Raw genomic sequence first — 26006 nt, forward strand, 5'->3', positions numbered from 1 at the left:
AAATCAGATATGAATCTTATAAAGTTTGCCTTACGCAGACCGATATCTGTTATGGTATTGGTACTGGGCCTGCTGTTCTTCGGAATTAAAGCAGCCAAAGACGTTAAAGTAGATATTCTTCCGGAAATGAACCTGCCTGTAGTGTATGTGGCCCATTCTTTCAACGGCTATACTCCGCAGCAGATGGAGGGATATTTCACTAAAATGTATGTGAATATGCTGTTATTTACAAGCGGCATCAAAAGTATAGAATCTAAAAATACCCAGGGATTAACCCTCATGAAAGTTAATTTTTATGAAGGAACCAATATGGGAGAAGCCATTGCACAGATCAATGCACTGTCTACCCGTTCACAGGTGTTTCTTCCGCCCGGAGCGCCGCCGCCATTCATTATCCGGTTTGACTCTTCTTCCCAACCGGTAGGGCAGCTGGTTTTCCGGAGCAATACCAAAACCAATAATGAGCTGCAGGATATTGCCAATTTCAATGCACGTCCTTTCCTGATTGCTATTCCGGGGCTGACCACTGCGCCACCATTCGGTGGAAGTCCCAGAACTATAGAAGTGAATGTAGATCTTTACAGGCTTCGTGCCCACAACTTATCTCCGGAACAGGTTGTGGAAGCCATAAGCAGGAACAATATCACTTCTCCTTCCGGGAATGTATACATTGGAGACATCAATTATCTGACCCCTACCAATAACACGGTAAAAAAAATAGAGGAGTTGGGGGATATTCCACTTTTTAAAGGAACAGCAGACAATGTATACATCCGTGATGTTGCCACCGTAAAAGACGGAGCCGATGTTGCAACAGGTTATGCTCTGATTGATGGAAAACGTTCTGTCTATATCAATATCGCAAAAGCCAGTAATGCATCAACTATGGAAGTTGTTAACAAACTAAAGGAATCCCTTCCAAAGATCCAGCGGAATATGCCGGATGATGTGAAGATCTCTTATGAGTTTGACCAGTCTGTTTATATTTCAAGCGCTCTGAAAAGTTTAGCGGTTGAAGGAATTCTGGGAGCACTATTAACCGGGCTTATGGTAATGCTTTTTCTGAATGACCGCCGGGCTGCCCTCATTGTGATCATGACGATCCCTATATCTATTATTTCAGGGGTATTGTTTTTAAAATTATTCGGGCAGTCGATTAATATCATGTCTTTATCCGGTCTTGCTCTCGCTATAGGAATTCTTGTGGATGAAAGTACGGTAACCATTGAAAATATACACCAGCATTTCGCCATGGGTAAAACCAGAGCACAGGCTGTATGGGATGCCTGCCGGGAGATTGCATTTCCCAAACTGCTGATCATGCTCTGTATCCTGGCGGTATTTGCTCCAGCCCTGATGATGAGCGGTATTCCGGGATCGCTGTTTATGCCTTTGGCTATGGCTATCGGTTTTTCGATGATCGTTTCTTTTATTTTATCCCAGACTTTTGTTCCGGTAATGGCTAACTGGATGATGAAACATGACCCTAAGAACTGTGAAAACCATCAGGAAAACTGGTTTACCGGTTTCCGGGATCGTTTTGCGGTTTTTTTATCCTCTCTTATGAAAAGGAGGAAGATAGTTGTGAGCCTGAGCCTTGTTATTATTTCAGGTATTGGAACCGGACTGTATCAGATTACAGGAAAAGATGTACTTCCAACGGTCAATTCGCGTCAGTTTCAGGTTCGTATAAAAGCGGCTGAAGGAACCCGCATTGAAGTCACAGAAATTAAAGTGAAAAAATTTCTGGAACACCTGAAGCATAAAGTTGGCAAAGACAACATTGCGATTTCTTCGGTGTTTATAGGGCAGCATCCGTCAACTTTTGCAGTAAGTCCTATCTACCTGTACAATGCAGGACCTCACGAAGCTTTAATGCAGGTTGCCTTAAAGAAATTCAACGGAAATTCTGATGAGCTCAAAGATGAACTTCGCAGGTATTACAAAGAGAAAATGCCGGATCTGCAGATTTCTTTTGAACCTATAGAGCTGACCGAAAAAATATTGAGTCAGGGAGCCAATACCCCGATTGAGATCAGGATTTCGGGGATGATGAAAAAGATGAACCGGATGTATGCGGAAAAACTTTTAGCTCAACTGAAAGAGATTGAGTACATGCGTGACCAGCAGATTCCTCAGTCGATGAATTACCCTGCCCTGCAGATTAATATTGACAGAACTCGTGCTGCACAGCTCGGACTGGATGCACAGGATATTGCCAAATCACTGGTCACTGCCACGGCATCAACGCGATACACCAATAAAAACTTCTGGGTTGGCGGTATGATGGGCATTGCCTATGATGTACAGGTGCAAACTCCCCAGAATATTCTTAACAGTAAAGAGGAGCTGGCTAATCTTCCTCTGACTAAAAATTCAGACAGACCTGTTTTAGGAGATGTAGCTTCCATTACTTCCGCCAAAGAATCAGGCGAAAGCTATAACCTGGGAACAATGGGATACACAACCGTTACTGCTAATATTCATAAAACTGACCTTGAACAAGCGTCAAAAGATGTAAAGAAAGCCATTGAAGCTTTAGGTGAGCTTCCGAAAGGAGTTAACATTGAGGTTTCAGGAATGGTTCCTGTACTGAATGAGACGATGTCCAGCCTTTCTTCCGGGCTGCTTATTGCCGCTGCCGTCATTTTTCTTATGCTGGCGGCAACATTCCAGTCTTTCCGTGTATCACTGGTGATTCTTACAACGGTTCCGTTTGTGATCGCCGGTTCCCTTGCTCTGCTTAAAATTACCGGATCTACTCTGAACTTACAGTCGTATATGGGGCTTATTATGTCTGTGGGAGTTTCTATTGCCAATGCTGTTTTACTGGTCAGCAATGCGGAAACCCTCCGGAAATCTACAGGAAATGCCCCGGAAGCAGGTATTGAGGCTGCCAGACTTCGTATCCGTCCGATCATTATGACCACGCTCGCTATGGCTGCCGGAATGCTTCCGATGGCGATAGGTTTCGGAGAAGGAGGAGACCAGGTTTCACCACTTGGCAGAGCCGTAATAGGGGGACTTATCTTCTCTACATTTTCTGTACTGATTATTCTTCCGCTTGTTTTCGGATGGATTCAGCAGAAAGCAGGTACTGTTTCACCTTCACTGGATCCTGAAGATGAAGAAAGTATTTATTATTCTAATTCCCAATCTTAATTTTTACATCAATGAAAAACATTTTATATATAGCCGCCACCTTAAGTTTAAGTAGTATTTATATTTCCTGTAAAGAAGAGAAAGCGACAACTAAAACGGAAGCAGTAAAGCCAATGATGCAGAGCATGGAAACGGTAAAAATCAAAAAAAGCAATCCCAAAGTAGAGTTGAAACTTGCTGGAGAGCTGGTTCCTGATCAGGAGACCGCCATATTTGCAAAAGTACAGAGCTATGTAAAGAAAATTAGTGCTGATATTGGAACGCATGTGAGTGCGGGCCAGGTTCTTATGGTTCTTGAAGCTCCTGAAATACAATCCCAGGCAGCCAGTGCCAAAGCAAAATGGCAGGCGCAGGAAGCAATCTATGCTGCTACAAGATCAAGCTATGACAGAATGTACAGAGCCAATGAAACCAAAGGAGCTATTGCCAAGGACGCTCTGGATCAGATTACCGCACGAAAGCTTTCAGATGAAGCCCAGTTGAACGCAGCCAGATCGGCTTACAATGAAATTCAGGATATTAACCGGTATCTGGTGATCCGTGCCCCTTTCAGCGGGGTTATTACTGAAAGAAATGTGGATCCTGGAGCCTATGTAGGACCTATGGGCGGAATCCCGCTGATGGTGATACAGAGTACCTCTAAATTACGCTTAAGCCTTTCGATACCGGAAGCTAATGTCCCTTATCTGAATATAGGCGACACTGTTTCATTCAGAGTGAATGCAATTCCTGAAAAAAGCTTTAAAGCCCGAATCTCCCGAAAGTCAGGCTCTTTAGATCTTAAACTCCGTTCAGAGAAAATTGAGGCTGATTTTATCAACCACTCCAGGGAGCTAAAGCCTTTTATGATTGCTGAATCATTTATTCCTTTACAAAATAAGGAAGCTACATTTTTTATTCCAAGATCTGCCGTTGTAGAAAGCAATATGGGCATTTATGTGATTAAGAATGAAAACGGAAAGGCCAAATTCATTCCTGTGAGGAAAGGAAGAATCCTGAATGATACTGTTGAGGTTTTCGGAGAGCTGTCGGAAGGAGATACAATCATTAAAAAAGGAAGCGAAGAAATTTTAGAAGGAACCTCCATTAAATAAGATCAAAAATGAAAACAGTATTAAGAAACACATGCATTATTTTTTTCAGCGCGGCTGCTTTATATGCCTGCTCTCATGAAAAATCCCAAAACAAGGTTAAAGAAAATCAGCCTGAAATGGTTCATAAAGCCCGGCCTGCTGCTTCCGGAAAGTATGTAAAAGGAAGCAGGGTTCCCAATGAGGCAGTCTGTATGGTCAACAATGCCTATATGGGTAAAAAACAGATTGAAGTTCCACATGACGGAAAGATATATTACGGCTGTTGCGAAATGTGCGTAGAACGTATTCCGAAGGATAAAAGCGTAAGGGAAGCGATAGATCCTTACAGTGGAAAAACAGTGGATAAAGCCAATGCCTATATTGTGATGATCAGTGATGAGGGAGAGGTAGCTTATTTTGAGAATGAAGATAATTATATGAAGTTTTTAGAACAGCATTCATAGTTATATTTTTCTGATTATTTGTTTGGGTTCCGGGCGTCTGCGACGCCCGGAATCTCTATGTCCAGTAAAAATGAGGGCAATCCAATAAAAAAGACAGGCTTTTTAAGCCTGTCTTCACAATATATCAGATATATTTTTACTCTACATTGATTACTTTTTCAATTTCCGGAGCATGCTGTTTGATGGTATTTTCCACGCCCAGTTTCAGGGTTGAAAAATTCAGTGAACATCCGGAACAGTTACCCAAAAGTTTTACAAAAACCTGATTATCCTTCACGTCAATAAGCTCAATATCGCCTCCGTCTTTATTCAAAAACGGCCTGATGCTTTCCAGAGCTTCCATTACTCTTGTTACTGTATCTTCGTGTGTTATGTTTGTTTCCATATTTTTTGATTCAATTCGGTTTTTCAGACGCCCTGAAAATAATTAATTTTTTGCTTTCGGCGAGCATCCTGCAATTGTGGTGATTTTCACCGCTTCTGTAGGAGGAAGATTTTTATTTCTTTCCACTAAACTTTCTACCATTTTTCTTGCTGTTTCTGTGTAAATGTCAGCAATTTTAGAACCTTCCTGGAGTGCTGCAGGTCTTCCTACATCTCCTGCTTCTCTGATGCTCTGGATTAAAGGAATTTCTCCTAATACCGGAATTCCAAGATCTTCTGCCAGATATTGTGCTCCCTGGTTTCCAAAGATATAATATTTATTGTCAGGAAGTTCTTCCGGTGTAAAATACGCCATATTTTCAATTAATCCAAGCACCGGAATGTTAATACTTTCCATCTGGAACATTGCAATTCCTTTTCTTACATCTGCAAGGGCTACATGCTGAGGTGTACTTACGATTACGGCTCCCGTTACCGGTACTTCCTGAATAATGGAAAGGTGAATATCTCCTGTTCCCGGCGGAAGGTCAATCAGTAAAAAGTCAAGCTCTCCCCAGGCAGCATCTCTGATCATCTGATTCAGGGCCTTGGAAGCCATCGGGCCTCTCCATACCACAGCCTGGTTTGCTCCTGAAAAATATCCGATAGAAAGCATCTTTACGCCGTAATTTTCTATAGGTTTCATGAGATTCTTCCCGTTTACTTCTACAGAAATAGGTTTTTCACCTTCAGTATCAAACATCGTTGGAACAGACGGGCCATAAATATCTGCATCCAGTAATCCTACTTTGAATCCCATTTTAGCCAGGGTAACCGCCATATTGGCTGAAACTGTAGACTTACCTACTCCCCCTTTTCCTGAAGCAATAGCAATAATATTCTGAATTCCCGGGATCTGCTTCCCTTTGATCTGACTCTGCTGAATTTCACTCGGTTCCGGAGAAACAATTTTAAGTTTTAAATGAATGTCTTCTCCAAATTCACTGGCAAAAGCCTGTTTCATGGCTGCTTCCAGCTTTTTCTTTTCATGCATCGCAGGTGAATGCGCCGTCATGTCAATGTAAACATCATTACCCATGATCTGAAGATTATTCACCAAATCGTCTACTTCTATCTCTTTAAGGAAATCTTGAACCTTTTCTTTCGTCAACATACTAAATATAAATTGTTCACAAATTTACGCATTTTTTCGATAATTTAGAATCAATAAAATCTATAACCCAATGTGATAAATAAGATAAGTATCATAGTATTCCATTCTATTTTGCTAACTTCATCCCGAAAAACAAAAAATTCACCAAACACCTCATAACGTATGTCTGCTACTGCCTATCCTTCCAAATATGCTTCCCCAAAAGGTCTTTTCACAGTCGGGAAAACCCGTTTTAAATGGTATGACCTGGCTGCTGATCCGGCAGACATTTCTCAGCAGGACCTTCAAAATGCCCGAATATGTATTGAAAATGCAGGTGAAAATTTTCAGACTACAGACGACCTGGGATTTGTCATTATGCACCGGTGCGGTCATAATTACCTGCTGCTCGTATGTACCTGGAGAAGTGAAAACGAACTTTGGGAAAGCGTTTATTATGACGGATCCGGAAAATTCGAAATCTGGGACCGGAATAAAACCCATCTTCCAACCTACTGTGTCTGGGAAATGGGTATTGTTTACCACGAATCCCGGGCATGGAAAAGATTCTTAGGAACAAACAGGGATGAAAACAACAGACAGGATTATTTAAATGATTTTTTTGAAGGAGAAGTATAAATCTATCCATATTCACAGGCGATTATCAGAACCTGGAATCCTGGTAGTTGTTAAGACAAAAAACTAACATCTGTTTAACAACAGACATAAAAGATTTTGACACCTAAGTTTAAATACTTTGCCTGTAGAAGTTCATTTAAGTTCTTAAAAATCTACAATTTTTATTTACCACAGAATCAGAAATTTGCGGATTTATTGAATAGAAGCGGACTAAAGTCCGCCTAATTAATAAACATCCCGTCCTCCGGCTTTAGCCAGAACCTGAAATTGGCCTATTTTAATTCGCCCTGTACTTTTCATCAAATTTCACATTCCGGTCTGCGCCTTTCACTTTTTTATTTCCAAAAGTATAAGTCGCGGATAAAGTAAGCCTTCTTGCATCATAATAATTGTTGTAATAATGGGTTCCTGTTGTATAATAAATCTCTCCCCTGCTTCTTGACTGTTTGAAAATATCCGAAACAAACAGATTCATCTGGAGGCTTCTTTCCATAAGGCTCAGCTTAAGCCCTGAAGTGAAATTTCCGGCAAAATCCATGTATACATTTCCGGAATTGGAAGGCAGGCGGAACCAGTAATTGAAAATAAGCTGTACTGTTTTACTTTTATTAAGCGACAGATTGTTCTGAACATTAAAATTATAGCTGGTTCCTTTCCTGGATGCAGCGTCTGTAGCAAAAACCTCTGTATTCATGTAAGACAGATCTGCAGAATAATTGGCTTCCCAGAATTTGAAAAAGGTATCAGAGTAATTGAGAGAAACTCCCATGCTGTTCTGGTTATAAAAATTAGCAAAAGTACTGATCCTGTTTTCTCCCTGAAGATTCGCAAGCTGGTCAAACTCATCAACTGATCTCTGATAATAGGCGGAGGCAGACAGTTTTCCTTTATAGATATATGAAAGTTCAAAATTATGATTGATTGAAGGCTTCAGAAGAGGATTTCCCGTGAAATAAGAGTTCACATTGATGTACCAGCGGTAAGGATTGATAGCACGGAATCCGGGTCTGTTGATCCTTTTTGAGTAATTCAGGCTGAAGGTATTATTTTCGTTACTTTTATACGTTACATAAGCTGTAGGAAAGAACTTTCCGTAAGAGTTTTCAGTCTGCTGGCCAGAAGTTAAAGAATTTCCGTTGATGGTAGAATATTCATACCGAAGCCCTGCTTTTGCTGACCATTTTTCGCTGAACTCTTTTTCAAAGCTTAGGTAAGCCGCATAATTTTTCTCATTATATTCAAATACATTACTTTTTACAGGATCTTCAACATAGCTTCCGTTAGTCAGATTCAGATAAGCAATATCAGAATTATTGTCAAAATTGGTGAACTTTATTCCGGCTTCCGTCTTGGCAAACTTATAGGGTAACGTAAGATCGGCCTGTCCTGAATAAATCTTATAATCTACCGTAGAAGGTGTTCTCACAACAAAACTTTGTCCTGAGTTTTCTATAGTGGTGAAATCAATTGTACTTCCCGGAGTATTAGAAAAATAATTTCCTGTGAAGCTCAGTTTATTGTCCTGTTTTCCGAATTTAAGATCATAATAAGCACTCAACGTTTGCTGCCTGTTTTCGGATCGGTGCTCCGCATAAGTTGTCAGTGTATTGGTATAGTTTCCATTCTGAGAATAATCCGAATTATTGTTAATATCCATATTGGAATTTCCAAATCCGTAATCATAGATAAGTCCAATATTAGACTTTTTGCTAAGCTGATAATCCAGGCTCAGGTTCGCTCCCAGTCCATCTCCGAAATCCCTTCTGTCATCAGAACTTTTAACACCGTCTGCTCCTTCGATCCTATAATTTTCGAAAGAATATTTTTCATATTTAAACTGCCTTAGTTTTAAGGAAGATCGAAGCTTATCATTCTGGTAGTTAATGGTTGTACTGTTGGAAGTTCCGGTATAGGTCTGCTGCTGAAGACTTGTGGTAAGGCTTCCGCTCCAGCCCAGATTCTGGTTTTTCTTCAGGACAATATTAATCAGCCCGCTGTTTCCCTGTGCTTCATATTTAGCAGGAGGAGTTGTGATTACCTCAATTTTTTCAATATTTTCAGATCTCAGGCTTTTAAGATAGGTCACCAGCTCACTTCCGGAAAGGTTCAGCATCCGTTCATTAATCATTACTGCTACTCCGCTTTTCCCGATGATTGAAATTCCTGAATTGTCATCTACTTTCAGCAAAGGAGTTGTTGCCAATGCTTCGGCCCCGTCCATCCCCTGTGAAGCTACAGAATTGGATACATTAAAGATCAGGCGGTCGGCTTTTCTTTCGATCATTTTTTTTCTTGCGGTGAGGGTAACTCCTTCAATCTGCTTTTCCTGTTTTTTATCAATAGAAAAATCCTTCTTCATATCACCGTTTACCGTAATATCAGAGGATAACATTTCAGTTCCGTCCTGTATAAGCCTTATGGTATAATTTCCATTTTCCGGAAGCTTCAGCTTATAGTTTCCTTTTTCATCTGAAATAGCGGTTTGCTTCTGCTCTCCTTTTGAAGCAATGATCTCAATATATGAAACGGTATTTCCTGTCTGGGTAATTTTTCCTGTAACCTGTTGTGAAAAAGCAAAAACCGGCAAAAGCATAACAGCCGAAAGTAATGTTTTCTTCATGTATTCTATAGTAGTAGTTTTCAGTAAGACAACCTTACTCTTTCTTTTATTACATTCTGTTCTGCTGTTTTTTCAATATATTCGCTGGCATAAAATTACGATATGAAAAAAAGTCTTGCTGCATTTTCTTTATTCATTGCACAGATTATCTATTCTCAGAATTATGCACAATATGTCAACCCTTTCATCGGAACAGGTGGGCATGGTCATACTTTTCCAGGAGCAACGGTTCCTTTTGGAATGGTTCAGCTTTCTCCGGACACCAGAATAGACGGGAGCTGGGATGGATGCAGTGGGTATCATTATTCAGACTCCGTGATTTATGGCTTTTCTCATACCCACCTCAACGGAACCGGAGTTTCCGATTATGGTGATATTATGCTGATGCCTACGATGGGAAATCCAAGCCTGAATAATAAAGACTATTCCTCAAAATTTTCGCATAAAAATGAAAAAGCTTCGGCAGGATTTTACTCCGTTAAATTAGATAAGAACAACATTGATGTACGCCTGACCACCACCCAGAGAGTCGGCTATCACGAATATACCTTCAACAATCCGGGTAAGGCTAATATCATCCTGGATCTCAACCACCGTGATAAGCTTCTGGAAGGTGAAGTGAAGGTTATAGACGACAAAACTATTGAAGTTCTAAGAAGAAGTGAAGCCTGGGCAGCTAACCAATATGTGTATGCCAGAATTGAGTTTTCAAAGCCTATGAAAATTTCAAAAAAAGAGGTTAACGGAAAACAGGAAGACAGGCTTTTCACCGGAACAAAGCTGGCAATGGCCTTCTCTGCTGATGTAAAAAAAGGAGAAAAGATCAATGTGAAAATAGCACTTTCCCCAACCGGTTACGAAGGAGCAGCCAAAAACATGATTGCAGAAGGAAAGTCCTCAGATTTTGAAGCTATAAAAAAACAGGCGGAAACAGACTGGAATAAGGAACTTTCAAAAATTGAAGTAAAATCTGATGATAAGGATAAGCTGTCGGTATTTTACACTGCCATGTATCATGTTTTCACCCAGCCTAATATCCATATGGATGCTGATGGAAAGTACAGGGGCAGAGACCATAAGCTGTACACGGCAAAAGGGTTCAGTTATTACACCGTATTTTCACTTTGGGATACCTTCAGAAGCGCACACCCGCTGATGACCTTAATTGACCGAAAAAGAACAGCCGATTTCATTAATACCTTTATTAGACAATATGAACAGGGCGGTAAACTTCCGGTATGGGAACTGGCTTCCAACGAAACAGAATGTATGATCGGCTACCATGCCGTTTCTGTTATTGCCGATGCTATGGCTAAAGGAATTAAAGGATTTGATTACGAAAAAGCATTCGAAGCATCTAAAAATTCTGCCATGCTGGATATTTTCGGTCTCAATGCTTATAAACAGAACAACTATATCAGTATAGACGATGAGCATGAAAGTGTTTCCAAAACGGTGGAATATGCCTATGATGACTGGTGCATTGCCCAGATGGCCAAAATTTTAGGCAAAAAAGATGATTACCAGTATTTCATGAAGCGTTCCCAGAACTGGAAAAACCTTTACAACCCCAAAAATGGTTTTATACAGCCGAGAAAGAACGGAAACTGGCTGGAGCCGTTTGATCCCAGGGAAGTCAACAACAATTATACGGAGGGCAATTCCTGGCATTATTCCTATTCGGTACAGCAGGATATTCCGGGACTGATTGCAGCCCATGGCGGAAAGGAGAAATTCGAACAGTTCATTGATGCTATTTTTGCAGCATCTGATAAAACGACCGGCAGAGAGCAGGCAGATATTACCGGACTGATGGGACAATATGCCCAGGGAAATGAACCAAGCCATCACATTGCTTATCTGTACAATTATGTAGATAAACCTGAAAAAACGGATGTCAAAATCCGGTATATTCTCGATCATTTTTATAAAAATACTCCGGACGGCCTGATTGGAAATGAAGACTGCGGCCAGATGAGTGCATGGTATATTTTAAGCTCACTGGGAATTTATCCTGTTACTCCGGGACTTCCTGAATGGCAGACCACTACTCCTTATTTTGATGAGGTTGCCATTCATCTGGAAGACGGAAGCACAAGGGTTATTACTAAAAATACGGCAAAAACTGAGCTTAAAAAATTGGGATTTGAGACTACCCAACCGGCAAAAGATTTTAAATATGCCCAACAGACTGCTTCTCCGGTAATATCTTCAGACAGGATCTTTGATTTTTCAGCAAAAGTAGAAATCACCCCACTGAACCCGGAAGACAAAGTATATTACATGACTTTGGATGAAAGTGATGCCAACAAAAGAAAAACATTCTCTGCATACAAAGGTCCTTTTACCATCAGCAAAACCACCCACGTTCAGGCCTATTCCGAAAGAAAAGGAGAAAAAAGTTCGGTAACAACTGCTGTTTTTAACAGAAGACCTAATTACTGGGATATTTCCATCAGTTCAACGGCTACTCCACAATACGCTGCCGGCGGAAAACTGGCATTAATTGATGGAATCAGAGGGGATATCAACTGGAGAAAAGGTGAATGGCACGGATATCAGGGACAGAATTTTGAAGCTGTTATCGATCTGAAATCACCACAGCAGATCACCAGATTATCTTCAACTTATCTGCAGGACAGCAGATCATGGATCCTGATGCCTAAAAAAGTAGAATATTACGCTTCCATGAACAATAAAGATTTCATCCTCCTGAAAACCATAGACAATACTATTGATCCGAAGGATGAAAAAGTACAGATCAAAGATTTTGAAACAGAAATTCTTCCTACCGAAGCACAATACATCAAAGTAAAAGCTTATTATTTTGGTAAACTGCCGGAATGGCATCAGGGAACAGGCGGTGAAGCTTATATTTTTATTGATGAGATTTCGGTAAAGTAATTACAGATTTTAATTATAAGTCTGTTTCATCTTTTTTATTACCTTAAACCACCAGGCAAAACATCAAATTCCGGACACCAGCACAAAGAAATTAAGCCAGTTGTCTTTATTAGCCAACGCTATTAATACCGAGAAGAGAAAATGAAAGAAGCCAGATGATTTCAAATGGCTTCCATGATTTTAAAATATCGTTCATTATTCTTTTTAATTCAGCCTTTCTGACCAATTCAGCTCTTCCGGCAAATCCATATCAGAAAATTCTATATGAATCACTCTTCTCCTCCTTCCATCGGTTGTCCGGTTGGAACCGTGCAGAATAAGCGGTTTCATAATCATAATGCCTCCCTTTTTCACATCGCATATCTCTTCAGTTTCTGTAGCCCAGTTGATAGTTTCCGGTCTGTAGATTCCTTTGGCGTGTGATCCCGGAACCACTTTCAGGGCTCCGTTATTCTTATCCGTATCATCAAGATGGATTCTGATGGTAAAGATATTTTCCAGAATATTCAGAGGAGGCTGTACTGCAAACTGGTTCTTTTTTGTGGTCCAGGGTCCGAAATCGTCAATATCCAGCTTTTTATCTACTGAAATGGTCAGGTCCTGATGGTAAGCCACGTACCAGTTGGATGCTTCAGGTTTATCGAAATAAATACTTTTCACAGCAATATACTTCTCTCCGAAGACTTCCCTGATAATGGTTTTAACATGGTCATTGAAGATCAGATTCTTTACCTCCGGAATTTCTTTTAAAAACTGGCGTACAGCAAAAAGATCATCAGATTTCCTGAAATTTGAGCTGGAAGTATCTGAACTCTGAATTACTTCGCTGATTTTTTCAATCTCTTCTTCGGAAAATATATTATTGATTGTGGTAAAACCTTTTTCAGTAATATGTTCTTTATGGCTTTGAAGCCCAGTCATATCCATTAGACTTCCTGTGGTGTATTTTCAAGCTGTCCTTCCCATTTGGAAACTGCTGAAGTAGCCAATGCGTTTCCTAATACGTTAGTCATACTTCTTCCCATATCACAGAAGTGGTCAATTGGCAGGATAAGGGCAATTCCCTCAGGCGGAATCCCGAACATGGAACATGTTGCCACAATAATTACCAGTGATGCTCTCGGAACCCCGGCAATGCCTTTTGAAGTAAGCATTAATACTAAAAGCATTGTTATTTGCTGTCCCAATTCCATTTCAATTCCGTAGATCTGGGCAATAAAGATGGAAGCAAACGTCATATACATCATACTTCCGTCCAGGTTAAACGAGTATCCTAAAGGCAGGATAAAAGATACCACCCTGTTATTACATCCGAATTTTTCAAGCTCTTCTACCAGCTTCGGGAAAACAGCTTCTGAGCTTGTTGTAGAGAAAGCGATCAGCAACGGAGCCTTAATTCTTTTAAGCAAATCGAAAAGACGATTCCCAAGAATAAGATATCCTACCAGTAAAAGGACCACCCACAGAACGCCTAATGCGAAGAAAAAGTCTCTGAGGTAAATGGCGTACACCTTGAAAATTTCAAACCCGTTTACTGCAACCACAGCGGCAATTGCTCCCAAAACACCAAGCGGAGCAAACCACATGATATACCCTACCATTTTCAGAATGGCGTGGGCTATTATATCAAAAAGCTTTACTACCGGCTTTGAATATTCTTCGCCCAGATTGGCAAGTGCAACTCCGAACATAATGGAAAACACGACAATCTGAAGTACTTCATTGGTAGCAAAGGCTTCAAATAAACTTTTAGGAATCATATGCTTAACAAAATCTTCCATGGAAAAACTTTTACTGCTTTTCAGAAGATCTTCTGCTGCTGCGGCATCCTGAATCGGCAGTTTGGTTACATGTCCCGGCTCCAGCCAGTTCACAAGCACCAGACCGATAAAAAGAGAAACCAGTGAAGCTGAAATAAACCATAACATTGCTTTTGTCCCTACTCTTCCGATCATTTTGATGTCACTCATCTTGGCAATTCCTACCACAAGAGTTGTAAATACCAACGGTGCAATGATCATCTGTACCAGCCTGATGAAGACAGTTCCCAGCAGTTTTATATTTTTGGAAAAAGGTTCGGCGCTTTCAGGATACTGTATGTGTACCACACCTCCGATTCCCACTCCCAGAATAAGCGCAATGATAATGCCTATAAAAAGTTTATTTTGTCCTTTCATATATATTGTTCAATTGCCACAAATATAATAGTTTTTGAATTGGCACAAGATTTTGTTCTGTGCGGGTTAAGTTTACATTAATTTTATAATCCATTAAAATTAAATTCCTGGTTTAGAAAATATTGCAAAAAATTAATGAAACATTTATTGAGTTTTTATTCTTTTGGTACAAATTTTATTATTACATTTGATTGTATTAACAACATTAATAAATATACAATATGAAAAAAACTATCGCAATGGCTGCATTGGCTGTAGCTGTATCTTTCGGATCAGTTTCATGTAAAAAGAAAGTTTCTGATGCTGATCTTCAGACTCAGGCTACAACCGTGGTAACTTCTAATCCCAATGCTTCTGTAGAAGTAAAAGAAGGTGTGGCCCACTTAAGCGGAACTTTCGCAGACCCACAGTCTAAGGATGCCATGATTGCCAAGTTAAAAGCCATTAACGGAATGAAGGAAGTAATGGACATGGCAACTGTAGCAGCTCCTCCTGCACCGGTTGAAACAACTACTGCCGTAGATCCTGCAGTTCAGAAAAAAGTTCAGGATGCTGTTAAAGATTTCCCTTCTGTAAAAGTAGAAGTTGTAAACGGAGAGCTTACTCTTACAGGAAATGTTTCAGGCCTTCAGGCAAGAAAAATCAAAGAATCTATCGATGCTTTGAAAATCGGAAAGTATAACAATAACCTAGTCGTAAAATAATTTAAGATGAGTACATTACAAGATAAATATTCAAGTGTTGTTTCAGCAGCTCAGTCTGCAGGAATTTCAAACCTTCAGGTTCAGGAGCAGGATGGTATTCTTTATGTTTCAGGAAGCGCTTCCAATACAGCAGCAAAAGATGCAGTATGGAATGCTTTGGGAGCTATTGACTCTACCTATTCAGCTTCAGATATCAATATTGATGTACAGGTTGCAGGACTGGCTTCTGGTGCTTCTTTAACGGTAGCTACTGAAGAGTCTAATCTAAATATCAGACAGGAGCCGTCTACAGAGGCTGCTGTTGTGGGAAAAGCAGCAAAAGGTTCTTCTGTAACTCTTATTGAGCAGACTTCTGATGACTGGTGGAAAGTAAAAACAGATGACGGACAGGAAGGATATGCTTATTCAAGATATTTAAGAGCGTAATCTTTAAAAAAAGTTAAACTTTAAGAAATATTTGCCAAACATCTCCGAAAGGGGATGTTTTTTTATACTTTTACGCCTTTAAAAAAAACGATTACCCATGAAGAAACTCTTATCGGTGCTGATGCTGGCATGTACGATTCTTATTTTGCATGCCCAGGGCCTGCATATTGACGGAAAAGTATCAGATCCCGACAAAAAAGCCGTAGAAAACGCAACGGTTTATCTCCTGAAAGAAAAAGATTCATCCATTATTAATTATACGGCGACCAATAAGGAAGGTAAGTTTTCCCTGAAAACTGATGCTGTGAATGAGCCTTCGTTTTTAAAAATTGATGCTGATAAGCTTCAGTCTTACTCCAAAAAGCTTGAAAAGATCAGCCAGTCTCTGACCCTGGGGGATATAGAGCTGGAAAAAGGAAAGGTAACAAGCATTGATGAAGTAAAAATTATCGCCTCTCCGGTGAAGATCAAGAAAGATACCATAGAATTTAATGCTTCTGCCATTAAGGTACGCCCTGACAGTAAAATTGAAGAGCTTCTTAAGCAGATTCCCGGTGTAGAGATCAGCAATGAGGGAAAAATAACCGTAAACGGAAAGGAAGTGGATCAGATCATGATCAACGGAAAGCCTTTCTTTGACAAGGACGGTAAAATCGCCCTTCAGAATCTTCCCGCAGATATTATTAAAAATATTCAGTTTACCACTACCAAATCCAAAGAGGAAGAGCTGAGTGGAAAAACAGCAAAATCAAACAACACCACAATCAATTTTAATATCGACGAAAAAAAGAACAAAGGGCTCATATCAAGGCTTACAGTAGGATATGGCTCTGATGAACGGTATGAAGGCAGCGCCCTTTTAAGTTACTTTAAAAAAGACACTAAAATAAGTTTACTTGCTGCTTCCAATAACATCAACTCGCAGGGATTTTCCAATGATGAGGTTTTCGACAGCATGGGACATGGCCGTAATTCATGGCTGATGCAGGGAGGATCTGTTTCCACAGTAGGAAATACCACGTATTACAGCTCGGGCGGAAATAATAAAGGAATACAAAAGTCTACCACAATAGGATTCAATTACAGTGATAAACTTGGAAAGGATGCTGATCTGGATACGTTCAGCTTAATGCATGGAGATTCTGATCTGGAAACAAGATCTAAGGTTTCAAGAACAACCCTGCTTCCTGAATTCACCTTAAAAACCAATTCTGAAAACAGTGGAAAAAGTGAAAATAAGCAGTACAGCTTAGATACTTCAGCAAAGATCAGACTGGATTCTCTGACCAGCATTTATATTTCACCAAGATTTAACAGCTCCAGAACCTTCAGCTTTAACAATTCAAAATCATCCACTTTCCAGAACAACAGTCTTCTGAATGAAAGTGATGCGTACACCAGTACAGAATCTATAAACAATTCCTTCAATCCTTATATTTATTTCTCCAGAAAATTCAGTAAGAAAGGACGTTCCCTGAGTGCTAAAATGACCAGTGCCATCTCTGAATCCAGAAGGGATAATCTGAATCGCTCAGAAACGGCTTTTTACCAGAACAGCAACGTAACCACTCCTGTGAATGATAACAGGAACCAGCTTGCCAAAAATAAGAACCAGAGTAATGAATATAATTTCGGACTGGGATATTCTGAACCGATTTCAGATTCTGCATCCGTTAATTTTGAATTGAATTACAGCTCAAAAATAACCCGTGACCTGAGGGATGTTAATGATTTTAATGCAGCTACAGGACAATATTCAGACTATAATACACTTCTGTCCAACAGCATGAGGCAGAAAATTAATAAAATCACTCCTGAACTTACTTTCAGCCTCAATAAAAAGAAAGTAAACATCTGGGCTTCCCTGAACCTTGATGTTTCCGATATGAATGTTAATTCTGTTTTCAACGGGCAGCAGTATAATCTCCAGAAAAACTTTGTTCTTCCCGGGTATAATGTCAATCTTAATTATGAGCTTTCTGAAAATAAAAGGTTAAGCTTCTACCATTACGCAGATTTCAACATTCCCGGTGCAGAGCAGCTTACTCCTTATGAAGATACTTCCAACCCCCTTGTAACCTATACGGGTAACCCAAACCTGAAAAATACCTGGACCAATAACAGTTACCTGTATTTCAATAACTACAATATGGTAAAAAATATGAGTTATTATGTGAATCTAGGGTTTACGTACAGGGACAATGATATTATTAATTATTCGAAATACGACACTGCGGGGAAACAGCTTGTAACCTACGATAACATAAGCGGTAATAAGAATATCAATGCAGGAGCCGGTTTCAGCAAAAGTTTTAAATGGAAAGAAAATAAGGTGACCATCAGCCCGAGGTTCAATATGCAGTATAACTTCAATAAAGGATTTATCAACGGGCAGCTCTTTACGAGTGATTCGTACAGCATCAATCCGGGGCTTAACCTGACTTATGAAATTAAAGACAAAGTGACCATTAAGCCATCTTACAGACTCGGATATAATTTTTCAAAATACACCAATTACAGCATCGATCAGGTAAATACCACCAGCCAGGCCCTGAAACTAGAACTGACGAATTATCTTTTCAAGAGCAGGCTGGTTTTCGGAAATGATTTTGAATATAATACCAATTCCAATATTGCTCCCGGCTTTAAGAGGGATTTCTATTTCTGGAATACAAGTTTAGGTTATTCTTTCTTCAATAAGCAGTTTACGGCAAAAGTAAAGATTTATGATGTTCTGAATCAGAATCAGAGTGTAAGAAGAACAATTTCCAATGCTTACTTTGAAGATCGTGAAGATCTTATCCTGAAGCGTTATGTAATGTTTTCCATCAGTATGAAACTGAATAAGTTTGCAGGAAAAAAATCACAGGGAAAATAGTTTCCTTATCCTATTCACTCAACAGCCGGAACTTTTCCGGCTGTTTTTTTATGAATTAAAAGGCTGTATTATTTTAATCACAAACCTTAGTGGAGTTTTCGGGAAACTATTTTAACCACATCAGGCACAAAGGATTTTGACACTTTAGTGATCTTTAAGTTTAAATACCTTTGCGAATAGAAGTGGATCTATGTTCTTAAAAAATCTTCGAATTTTATTGAGCATCCAATAAAGAATCTGGTTAAATTATATTTTTTCAGGGAAGAATTATAAGTGAAGATACCAGAAACGTATTTTTATTTCTAAATTAGCCGCAAATTTTATGTATGAAGATTCCGGTTTCAATTTTATTCATTTTTCTTTTTATTTTTGGTAATGCCCAAAACAAAGAACAGAAAGATACTTTTGTAAAAGACAATTTCACTAAAAAGGAGGTTTACATCCCTATGCGCGACGGAACGAAGCTTTTCACCGCGATCTATATTCCGAAAGATATTTCCAATAAAAACAAATATCCGTTCCTGATGCAGAGAACCTGCTACAGCATTGCTCCATACGGAGAGAATGAATATAAAACTAAACTGGGACCTAATCCATATCTGATGAAGGAAAAGTATATTTTCGTATATCAGGATGTCCGCGGAAGATACATGAGTGAAGGCACATTCACCAATATGACCCCTCAGGTAGACCGTAAAACAAAGAAAGATGTGGATGAAAGCACAGATACCTACGACACTATTGAATGGCTTTTAAAAAATGTAAAAGACAACAACGGTAAGGCTGGTCAATACGGAACTTCTTATCCTGGCTTTTACACTGCTGTAGGAACACTGGCGCAACATCCTGCTTTGGTTGCCTCTTCTCCCCAGGCTCCGATTTCTGATTTCTGGAATGATGATTTCCTTCATAACGGAAAGGTTACACTGGGGTATTTCAAAACATTTCCTGTTTTTGGAGTACAGAAAACAAAGCCTGAAAATAAAGCCTGGTATACAAACTCCATGATTAAATCCACTTCTGAAGACGGTCTGAAATTTTACAGAGACATGGGAACTTTAAAGGATGGCTATGAAAAATATTATAAAGACAACTTCTTTATGACTGAGATTATGGATCATCCTAATTATGATGAATTCTGGCAGAAAAGAGGTCTGCTTCAGCATTTAAAAGATATAAAACATGCAGTAATGACTATTGGAGGGTGGTTTGATGCAGAAGATCTCGCCGGTCCTTTAAATATTTATAAAACGATTGAAAAGACAAGCCCGAAAGCCAAAAATACTATTGTAATGGGACCTTTCTCGCATGGAGGCTGGTCGCAGGAACAGGGAAAACATTTCCATAACCAGACGTATTTTGGGGACAGCATTGCTACCTACTATCAAAAAAACGTTGAAACTAAGTTCTTCAGCCATTATCTGAAAGGAAATACCAAAGAAGATGCAGGGCTTCCTGAAGCTTTAATGTATGATACAGGTTCCAAAGAATGGAGAGAGTTTGCCTCTTATCCTCCCAAAAACGCTCAGAAAATTAATTTCTATCTGGCAGGAGGAACATTGAAAAAAGCGGCAGGACAAGGTTATTCAGAATATTACAGCGATCCGAATAATCCTGTATTAAGCTCTGATAACCTCAAAGATTTCAACGGATTTACCCCAAAAAATTATATGTCTGAAGACCAGAGGTTTGCCGAAGGAAGACCGGATGTCCTGACTTTTACAACCGAAATTTTAACGGAAGATATTACTTTCGGAGGTGAAATTATGGCTAAACTGAACATTTCCTCTACCTCCACTGATGCTGATTTTGCGGTAAAGCTTATTGATGTTTATCCTGAAGATTTCAAACCGAAAGAGAAGAAAGACGGTGTCATCTACGGAAATTATCACCAGATGGTAAGAAGTGAAATTATGCCGGCCAGGTTCAGGAATTCAAAGGAAAAAGGAGAAGCGCTGGTTCCGAATCAGAAAACTGCGGTTAATTTCAGACTGCAGGATGTAATGCATACTTTTAAAAAAGGGCATAGAATACAGATTCAGATCAGCAGCACATGGTTCCCTCTGTTTGCTTTAAACCCGCAAAAGTTTCTTGAAAATCCAAACTTTGCTACGAAAGAGGATTATACGAAAGCATTCATTAAAGTCTATGATGACAGCTCTATTGAAGCTGATATTCTAAAATAAATAATTATAAAGGCGGCCGAGATTTTCAAGGCCGCCTTTCTTTTTATCACAGCTGTTGAGTACACGGAGATGTTATTAATAAGTTTGTTTTTTTAGTATTGCGGCTCCCATAACATGGAAGCAGTGTCATTATTCTTCAATGGTTCTGAATGTAAGATTTACCCTCGGTGTTTTTATTTTTGTGGTGGGTGGAAGGCGGTGGAGCCAGTTTTCCTGGGTTATTCCTTTCATAACCAGCAGGCTTCCGTTTTCCAGAAATATTTCTACTTTTTCCTTTGTTGTTTTATGTTTAAAAAGAAACTTTCTCTCTGCACCGAAAGTCAGCGAAGCGATGGCTCCGTGTTTTTTAAGGTCTTTTTCACCGTCACTGTGATAGGCCATTCCTTCACTTCCGTCGTGATATAAATTCAAGAGGCAGGAATTGTACGTTTCGCCTGAAATTTCCTCACACTTCTGTTTCAGTTCCAGCAGTTCAGACGTCCAGGGTTGGGCATATTTTGTTCGTTTGGAATAGGTATATTCAAAAGCTTTTTCACCAAACCAGGCTACTTTTCTTTTGGTTAAAATCAGTTTTCCGAAAATTACCGCTTCATCATTTTCCCATGGAATATGGTTAAACAGATAGTCGTAAAAGACATCTGATTTTTCTTTAGAAAATACTTTTCCATAGTAATGAACCGTTCCGTCATTCGGAAGGATATTTAATGGATATTCTGATAGTTCTTCGAACAGGCTCATCATAATTCAGAAAATTTAGTGATGGGTTAACGTATACATAATTTTTGTACCCTCATTATCATTCGCCTATAAAAAGTAAACAATAACGAGTACAAGGACAACAGCCAGTAACAATAGTTTTAGCCAGTTAAATAATTTTTCTTTTCTCTTAGCTTGAGATAACAGCGTTTCTTTCTGGTCGTTTTCAGATAGGATTTTCCGTTCCCTGACATCTTTATCTCTTATTAAGTTCCTATATCTTTCAGTAGAATACTTAAGGATCAGGTCATCTGTTAAAGGAGAGCTGTCTCTGTTAATATGCGGAATATATTTTATGTCTGTTATTTTACCTTCATCGTTCCAACTTTTATGAACCAGCATGTTTCCGTCTTTGTAAATATATTCTTCTTTAGTATTTTCCTGGTCTACATCAGCAGATTCATTGCCAGTCTTATTTTTGTCATAATAATAAGTCCACTTCCCGGTTCTTTTGCCCAATGAATAGTTTCCCTGGGAGTGTAGTCTCCCGTTTTTATACCAGCTTTTATATTCTCCGTCAGCTACATTATTGATATATGATCCCTCTGCATTTTTGATATTATCAGGATAAAGAATCATTATTTTGCCATTTTTACTATATCTTTTTAAAAGGGTATCAGGATTAGTTTTTAAATAATGCTGTATATGATGCTTACCCCAGGTATTAAAATAATGACTGAACTGCCACGGGTACATCAACTGGGAAATCCGTTCTATATCCTGTCTGATTTCCGATTCTGATTCTGGTAAAAATTCAATGACCGCAAAAAGCGGCTCCATTTTCAGATTTTTGTAAGCGCACAGCTTATGATGCCCGTCCAGAATATAGTCATGGAAATAATCTTTTTCTAAATATTTTCCTGTCAGAATTATGGCAAATGGCCTTGCCCCTGACAAAATTAAGCTTTCGTACTGCTTTACGAGATCGATATTGATTTCTTCCTTCGATTTCCAGGCGATAAAAGGATATTCATATCTATAAAAGCCATGGGCATTCGTATAGCTCCCATAAGCATTATAATCATAGATGAGATTTTGAAGCAGTTTCTCATCGTATTTTTTAATTTCTTCTTTTACATCACCCTGATCAAGTCTTTCATCTCCAAATACTGCTGCATTACTATAAACATTCCATGTTTTATTTGTGGAAAAACTCAATTGGTAGTTTCCATTTTGTAATAGGATTAAAAGAGGCTGCAGAATCTGAAACAGATCTTCTTCCCTTTCCGTATAATCCACCTCAAAATCAATTCCCTCAAGTGCATGATTAATAAGGTTTTTGTTTTCCTCGTTGATGGGAAATAATACCAGATTTTCATCCCCCGGATCATCACAGTCATCCCACAAAAAAACAGCAGGATTCATTCCTATTGACAAACATTCACTCTGATGATGAATATCATATTCAACAGAAACCAGGCCTTTACCATTTGTAATTTTAAAATTCATTGATCTTTGCTGCAATCCGGAATTCTTATTCATTCCCGGAAATCCAAAGGTAAGATAAAACACCAATACAAGGCTTATCTTTTAATGAATGAATTAGTATCCGTAAAATTCAGCCAGATCTGTTAAGAATAAGAAGTGAACTTTATAAATATATATGTGAGCTTTCCCAGCCTACGATCAGCTGTTTTCTCTCACTTCCCCATTTGTATCCTCCGATGTTTCCTGTAGACTGAATCACCCGGTGGCATGGGATAAGAAAAGCTACCGGATTGCTGCCGATTGCTGTTCCCACTGCCCTTGAAGCTTTAGGATTTCCTATTTTCTCAGCCAGACTGCCATAGGTAGATAGTTTTCCCATGGGAATAGTCAGTAAGCTTTCCCAGACTTTCAGCTGAAAATCGGTACCTTTTAAGTGCAATTTAATGGTATGGAGTTTCGTCCAGTCTTTGCTGAAGATGGACAGTGCATTCTGCTGTAGGGCATCCTGTTTTTCAGAAAAAGAAGCATTGGGAAATGTCTGTTTCAAATTTCCCAATGCTGTTTCCTTATCGTCTTCAAAAGCCATATAGCAGATTCCCTTTGCTGTAGAAGCGGTCATTACATTTCCAAAAGGACTTTCGGAGAAACTGTAATTGATGCTGAGGCTTTTTCCGCCGTTTTTATATTCTGCCGGAGACATTCCTTCCACTTTCACAAAAAGGTCATGAAGCCTGCTCGTGCTGGAAAACCCTGTCTCGTATGCGGTATCGAATAAACTTGCTTTTTCTTCCTTCAGTAAATTTTTAGCGTGCTCAATACTGATGAACTGTAAAAATTTTTTCGGACTTGTTCCTGCCCATTCTGTAAATATTTTCTGGAAATGAGCCGGGCTCAGATGAACTTTCTCTGCCACTTCATCCAAATTAGGCTGAAGCCTGAAATTGCTGCGGATATATTCTATCGCTTTGGCAATTCTGTTATAATCAATTTGATTTTGTGTGGACATACTATTTTGTTTTATTACCTCACAAATTTCCAAAGAATATATGGCTGAAAAAATCCGATTCCTGCGGAATATTAGTTATTGTTATAAATATCGTTGTAAGCAAGCATTTTGTAATATAATTTTGCTGCCAGGAAAGCCGTTGGCTTAGCCATTGGAGAATCCATTAATTCTACAATATCAAAAGCCACTACGTTGCATTTTTCAAATACTTTTCTTAACAGCTCCAGTGTAGGGTACCATGCCAGTCCTCCCGGTTCAGGTGTACCTGTAGAAGGAGCAATAGAAGGATCAAAGGCATCAAGGTCAATGGTGATATACACATTTCCTGAAACTTTTTCCAGAACATCATTTACCCAGTTTTCATTGTTGGCAATCTCGTGAGCAAAGAATACTCTCCCTTCCGGCAGATATTGTGCTTCTTCTGCATCCATAGAACGGATTCCCACCTGTACCAGGTTATGTTTCTGATTGGCTTCAAAAACAGCACATGCGTGGTTAGAAGTTGAACCATGGAACGCTGGACGTAAATCTGTGTGAGCATCCAGCTGAAGAACCGTTAAATTTTCAAATTTCTCGCCTACTGCACGGATAGAACCTATTGAAACAGAGTGTTCACCTCCGAAAAGAGTGAATACTTTACCTTCATGATTCAAAAGCTCCTTTGTTTTCTGGTAAACGGCTTCCGTCATTGCTTCAGGACTGGAATCTTCAGTAACCTCCCCTGCCAGATAAACTCCCTGAAGATAAGGTTCTGTCTGCGTTTCAATATCATAAAGCTCCATATTTTCAGAAGCATCCAGGAATAATTCAGGGCCCTTATCTGCACCTTTTCCCCATGTGGAAGTTCCGTCATAAGGAACTGTTACCAGCATTACTTTCGAGTTCTCTAACGTTGCGTTTTCTTCAGGAATTCCTGCGTATGTTCTCATGTTTTATTTAAAAATTTAAATGATATAAGATTGAATTATTTACCGCAAAGATACGAAGAAAAGTGATGAGTTGAAGTTCAGAGTTGAAGGTTGACTATTTAAAGTCCAATGCTTTTTGATGTTACACCTCATCTATCATCTATCCGTCTCTCTCACTTTCCTCCTACCAAATAAATACCTATTTTTGTGCAAAACTCAGAATATGTCCTTAAAAGCTGTTCTTTTCGATATGGATGGGGTGATTGTAGATACAGAACCATTGCATAGAAAAGCTTATTTCAAAACATTTGATGAATTGGAAATTGCAGTTTCCGAAGAACTATACACCTCTTTTACGGGAGCTTCTACCAAAAGAGTCTGTGAAACATTAATTCAGCAGTATCATTTACCTCATAGCAACGAAACCATTGCCAGCATCAAAAGGTCTCATTTTAAAGATTATTTTTATAATGATGATGAGTTCGACTTAATTCCCGGGGTAAGAGAGCTGATTATGCATTACCATGAAAACAGGGTTAAACTGATTCTTGCTTCTTCAGCTACAATGACTACCATCAATATGGTTTTTGAAAAATTCGGACTTGAAAAATATTTTAGCGGAAAGATAAGCGGGGCTGATTTAAAAGAATCCAAACCTCATCCCGAGGTTTTCCTATTAGCTGCTGAAATGGCTGGTGAACCCACTGAAAACTGCATGGTTATAGAAGATTCCACTAATGGAATTCTTGCTGCACACAGAGCAAAAATTTTCTGCTCGGCTTACAGAAGCCCACATTCCAAAAATCAGGATTACACATTGGCTGATGTTGTGGTTTCCGATTATGAAGATCTTAGGATTGATAAAATTTCAAAATATTTTTAAAGAATCTGAATTCGGGATAAGGAGTTTTAGTATAATTAGTATAAAAGGCCGCAAGATGGAAGAAAGAGGCTGGAAGTTACTTTTGAAACCTCTGTAAAATCGAATTAACTAAAAAAATGGCAATCTATTCTTGATAACCTTCAGAACTTTCCTCTTCTATCTCCCTGTTTCCAACTTCTATAAATCAAAAAAAATTATCCCAAACGGAGGTTAAATAATAAAAGCTCTCAGATTGTTGAGAGCTTTTATTTTGTTTCTATTTTGGCTAAAGCCTGC

The 26006-nt window shown here is 39.1% G+C and carries 19 protein-coding genes; 10 read left to right on the forward strand and 9 right to left on the reverse strand.

The genetic code is table 11. The annotated features are described in order from the left end of the window. Positions 1-9: 9 nt before the first annotated feature. Genes AOB46_RS17625 through AOB46_RS17635 form a run of 3 tightly spaced genes read left to right on the forward strand, consistent with a single transcriptional unit; the run spans position 10 to position 4699 of the window. Positions 10-3162: an efflux RND transporter permease subunit gene (locus AOB46_RS17625; RefSeq protein ID WP_062701815.1), complete on the forward strand. Its 3153-nt coding sequence runs from the start codon at positions 10-12 to the stop codon at positions 3160-3162. Between the two features lie 11 nt (positions 3163-3173). Then, the gene (locus tag AOB46_RS17630) at positions 3174-4256 is read left to right on the forward strand and encodes an efflux RND transporter periplasmic adaptor subunit (protein WP_062701817.1); all 1083 of its coding nucleotides are present in this window, start codon (positions 3174-3176) and stop codon (positions 4254-4256) included. Between the two features lie 8 nt (positions 4257-4264). Further along, positions 4265-4699, forward strand: a complete 435-nt coding sequence (locus AOB46_RS17635; RefSeq protein ID WP_062701819.1) for a hypothetical protein — start codon at positions 4265-4267, stop codon at positions 4697-4699. Between the two features lie 136 nt (positions 4700-4835). Here the strand turns inward: AOB46_RS17635 and AOB46_RS17640 are convergent, their stop codons facing one another. Then, complete coding sequence (locus AOB46_RS17640; RefSeq protein ID WP_002977212.1) at positions 4836-5084, reverse strand: NifU family protein; 249 nt, start codon at positions 5082-5084, stop codon at positions 4836-4838. Positions 5085-5126: 42 nt separating this feature from the next. Beyond that, positions 5127-6236: an Mrp/NBP35 family ATP-binding protein gene (locus AOB46_RS17645; RefSeq protein ID WP_062701821.1), complete on the reverse strand. Its 1110-nt coding sequence runs from the start codon at positions 6234-6236 to the stop codon at positions 5127-5129. Between the two features lie 162 nt (positions 6237-6398). On the opposite strand from AOB46_RS17645, the gene AOB46_RS17650 reads away from it, so the two are divergent. Beyond that, a complete protein-coding gene (locus AOB46_RS17650) occupies positions 6399-6854 on the forward strand; it encodes a hypothetical protein (RefSeq protein ID WP_062701823.1) in 456 nt (151 codons plus the stop codon). A 277-nt stretch (positions 6855-7131) separates the two neighbouring features. On the opposite strand, the gene AOB46_RS17655 is transcribed toward AOB46_RS17650, so the two are convergent. Next, positions 7132-9474, reverse strand: coding sequence for an outer membrane beta-barrel family protein (locus tag AOB46_RS17655; protein ID WP_062701825.1), 2343 nt, complete (start codon positions 9472-9474; stop codon positions 7132-7134). 102 nt (positions 9475-9576) lie between these two features. On the opposite strand from AOB46_RS17655, the gene AOB46_RS17660 reads away from it, so the two are divergent. Further along, positions 9577-12378, forward strand: coding sequence for a GH92 family glycosyl hydrolase (locus AOB46_RS17660; protein ID WP_062701827.1), 2802 nt, complete (start codon positions 9577-9579; stop codon positions 12376-12378). Between the two features lie 204 nt (positions 12379-12582). Here the strand turns inward: AOB46_RS17660 and AOB46_RS17665 are convergent, their stop codons facing one another. After that, positions 12583-13299: a phytanoyl-CoA dioxygenase family protein gene (locus tag AOB46_RS17665; RefSeq protein WP_062701995.1), complete on the reverse strand. Its 717-nt coding sequence runs from the start codon at positions 13297-13299 to the stop codon at positions 12583-12585. A 5-nt stretch (positions 13300-13304) separates the two neighbouring features. After that, complete coding sequence (locus AOB46_RS17670; RefSeq protein ID WP_062701828.1) at positions 13305-14555, reverse strand: dicarboxylate/amino acid:cation symporter; 1251 nt, start codon at positions 14553-14555, stop codon at positions 13305-13307. Positions 14556-14776: 221 nt separating this feature from the next. Between AOB46_RS17670 and AOB46_RS17675 the strand changes: the two genes are divergently transcribed. The 4 genes from AOB46_RS17675 to AOB46_RS17690 all read left to right on the forward strand — a co-directional run bounded on the left by AOB46_RS17675 (position 14777) and on the right by AOB46_RS17690 (position 20749). Then, positions 14777-15259, forward strand: a complete 483-nt coding sequence (locus AOB46_RS17675) for a BON domain-containing protein (RefSeq protein WP_062701830.1) — start codon at positions 14777-14779, stop codon at positions 15257-15259. Positions 15260-15265: 6 nt separating this feature from the next. Further along, a complete protein-coding gene (locus AOB46_RS17680; protein WP_062701832.1) occupies positions 15266-15685 on the forward strand; it encodes an SH3 domain-containing protein in 420 nt (139 codons plus the stop codon). A 97-nt stretch (positions 15686-15782) separates the two neighbouring features. Beyond that, positions 15783-18563, forward strand: coding sequence for a TonB-dependent receptor (locus AOB46_RS17685; protein WP_062701834.1), 2781 nt, complete (start codon positions 15783-15785; stop codon positions 18561-18563). Positions 18564-18889: 326 nt separating this feature from the next. Beyond that, positions 18890-20749: a CocE/NonD family hydrolase gene (locus AOB46_RS17690; RefSeq protein ID WP_062701836.1), complete on the forward strand. Its 1860-nt coding sequence runs from the start codon at positions 18890-18892 to the stop codon at positions 20747-20749. 129 nt (positions 20750-20878) lie between these two features. On the opposite strand, the gene AOB46_RS17695 is transcribed toward AOB46_RS17690, so the two are convergent. The 4 genes from AOB46_RS17695 to speB form a co-directional block, all read right to left on the reverse strand. Then, on the reverse strand, positions 20879-21487 hold the full coding sequence (locus tag AOB46_RS17695) for an alpha-ketoglutarate-dependent dioxygenase AlkB family protein (protein WP_062701997.1): 609 nt from the start codon (positions 21485-21487) through the stop codon (positions 20879-20881). Between the two features lie 66 nt (positions 21488-21553). Further along, on the reverse strand, positions 21554-22954 hold the full coding sequence (locus tag AOB46_RS17700) for a toxin-antitoxin system YwqK family antitoxin (RefSeq protein ID WP_131724413.1): 1401 nt from the start codon (positions 22952-22954) through the stop codon (positions 21554-21556). A 142-nt stretch (positions 22955-23096) separates the two neighbouring features. Beyond that, positions 23097-23939 carry a bifunctional helix-turn-helix domain-containing protein/methylated-DNA--[protein]-cysteine S-methyltransferase gene (locus tag AOB46_RS17705; RefSeq protein ID WP_062701841.1) on the reverse strand — a complete coding sequence of 281 codons (843 nt, stop codon included), beginning with the start codon at positions 23937-23939 and terminating at the stop codon, positions 23097-23099. A 71-nt stretch (positions 23940-24010) separates the two neighbouring features. Continuing rightward, positions 24011-24868 carry an agmatinase gene (gene speB / locus AOB46_RS17710; protein WP_062701843.1) on the reverse strand — a complete coding sequence of 286 codons (858 nt, stop codon included), beginning with the start codon at positions 24866-24868 and terminating at the stop codon, positions 24011-24013. Positions 24869-25070: 202 nt separating this feature from the next. Here speB and AOB46_RS17715 point away from each other — a divergent pair, with 202 nt between their 5' ends. Continuing rightward, a complete protein-coding gene (locus AOB46_RS17715; RefSeq protein ID WP_062701846.1) occupies positions 25071-25730 on the forward strand; it encodes an HAD family hydrolase in 660 nt (219 codons plus the stop codon). The last annotated feature ends 276 nt before the right edge of the window (positions 25731-26006 follow it).

Source organism: Chryseobacterium indologenes, from assembly GCF_001295265.1.
GTDB classification, from domain to species: domain Bacteria; phylum Bacteroidota; class Bacteroidia; order Flavobacteriales; family Weeksellaceae; genus Chryseobacterium; species Chryseobacterium indologenes_A.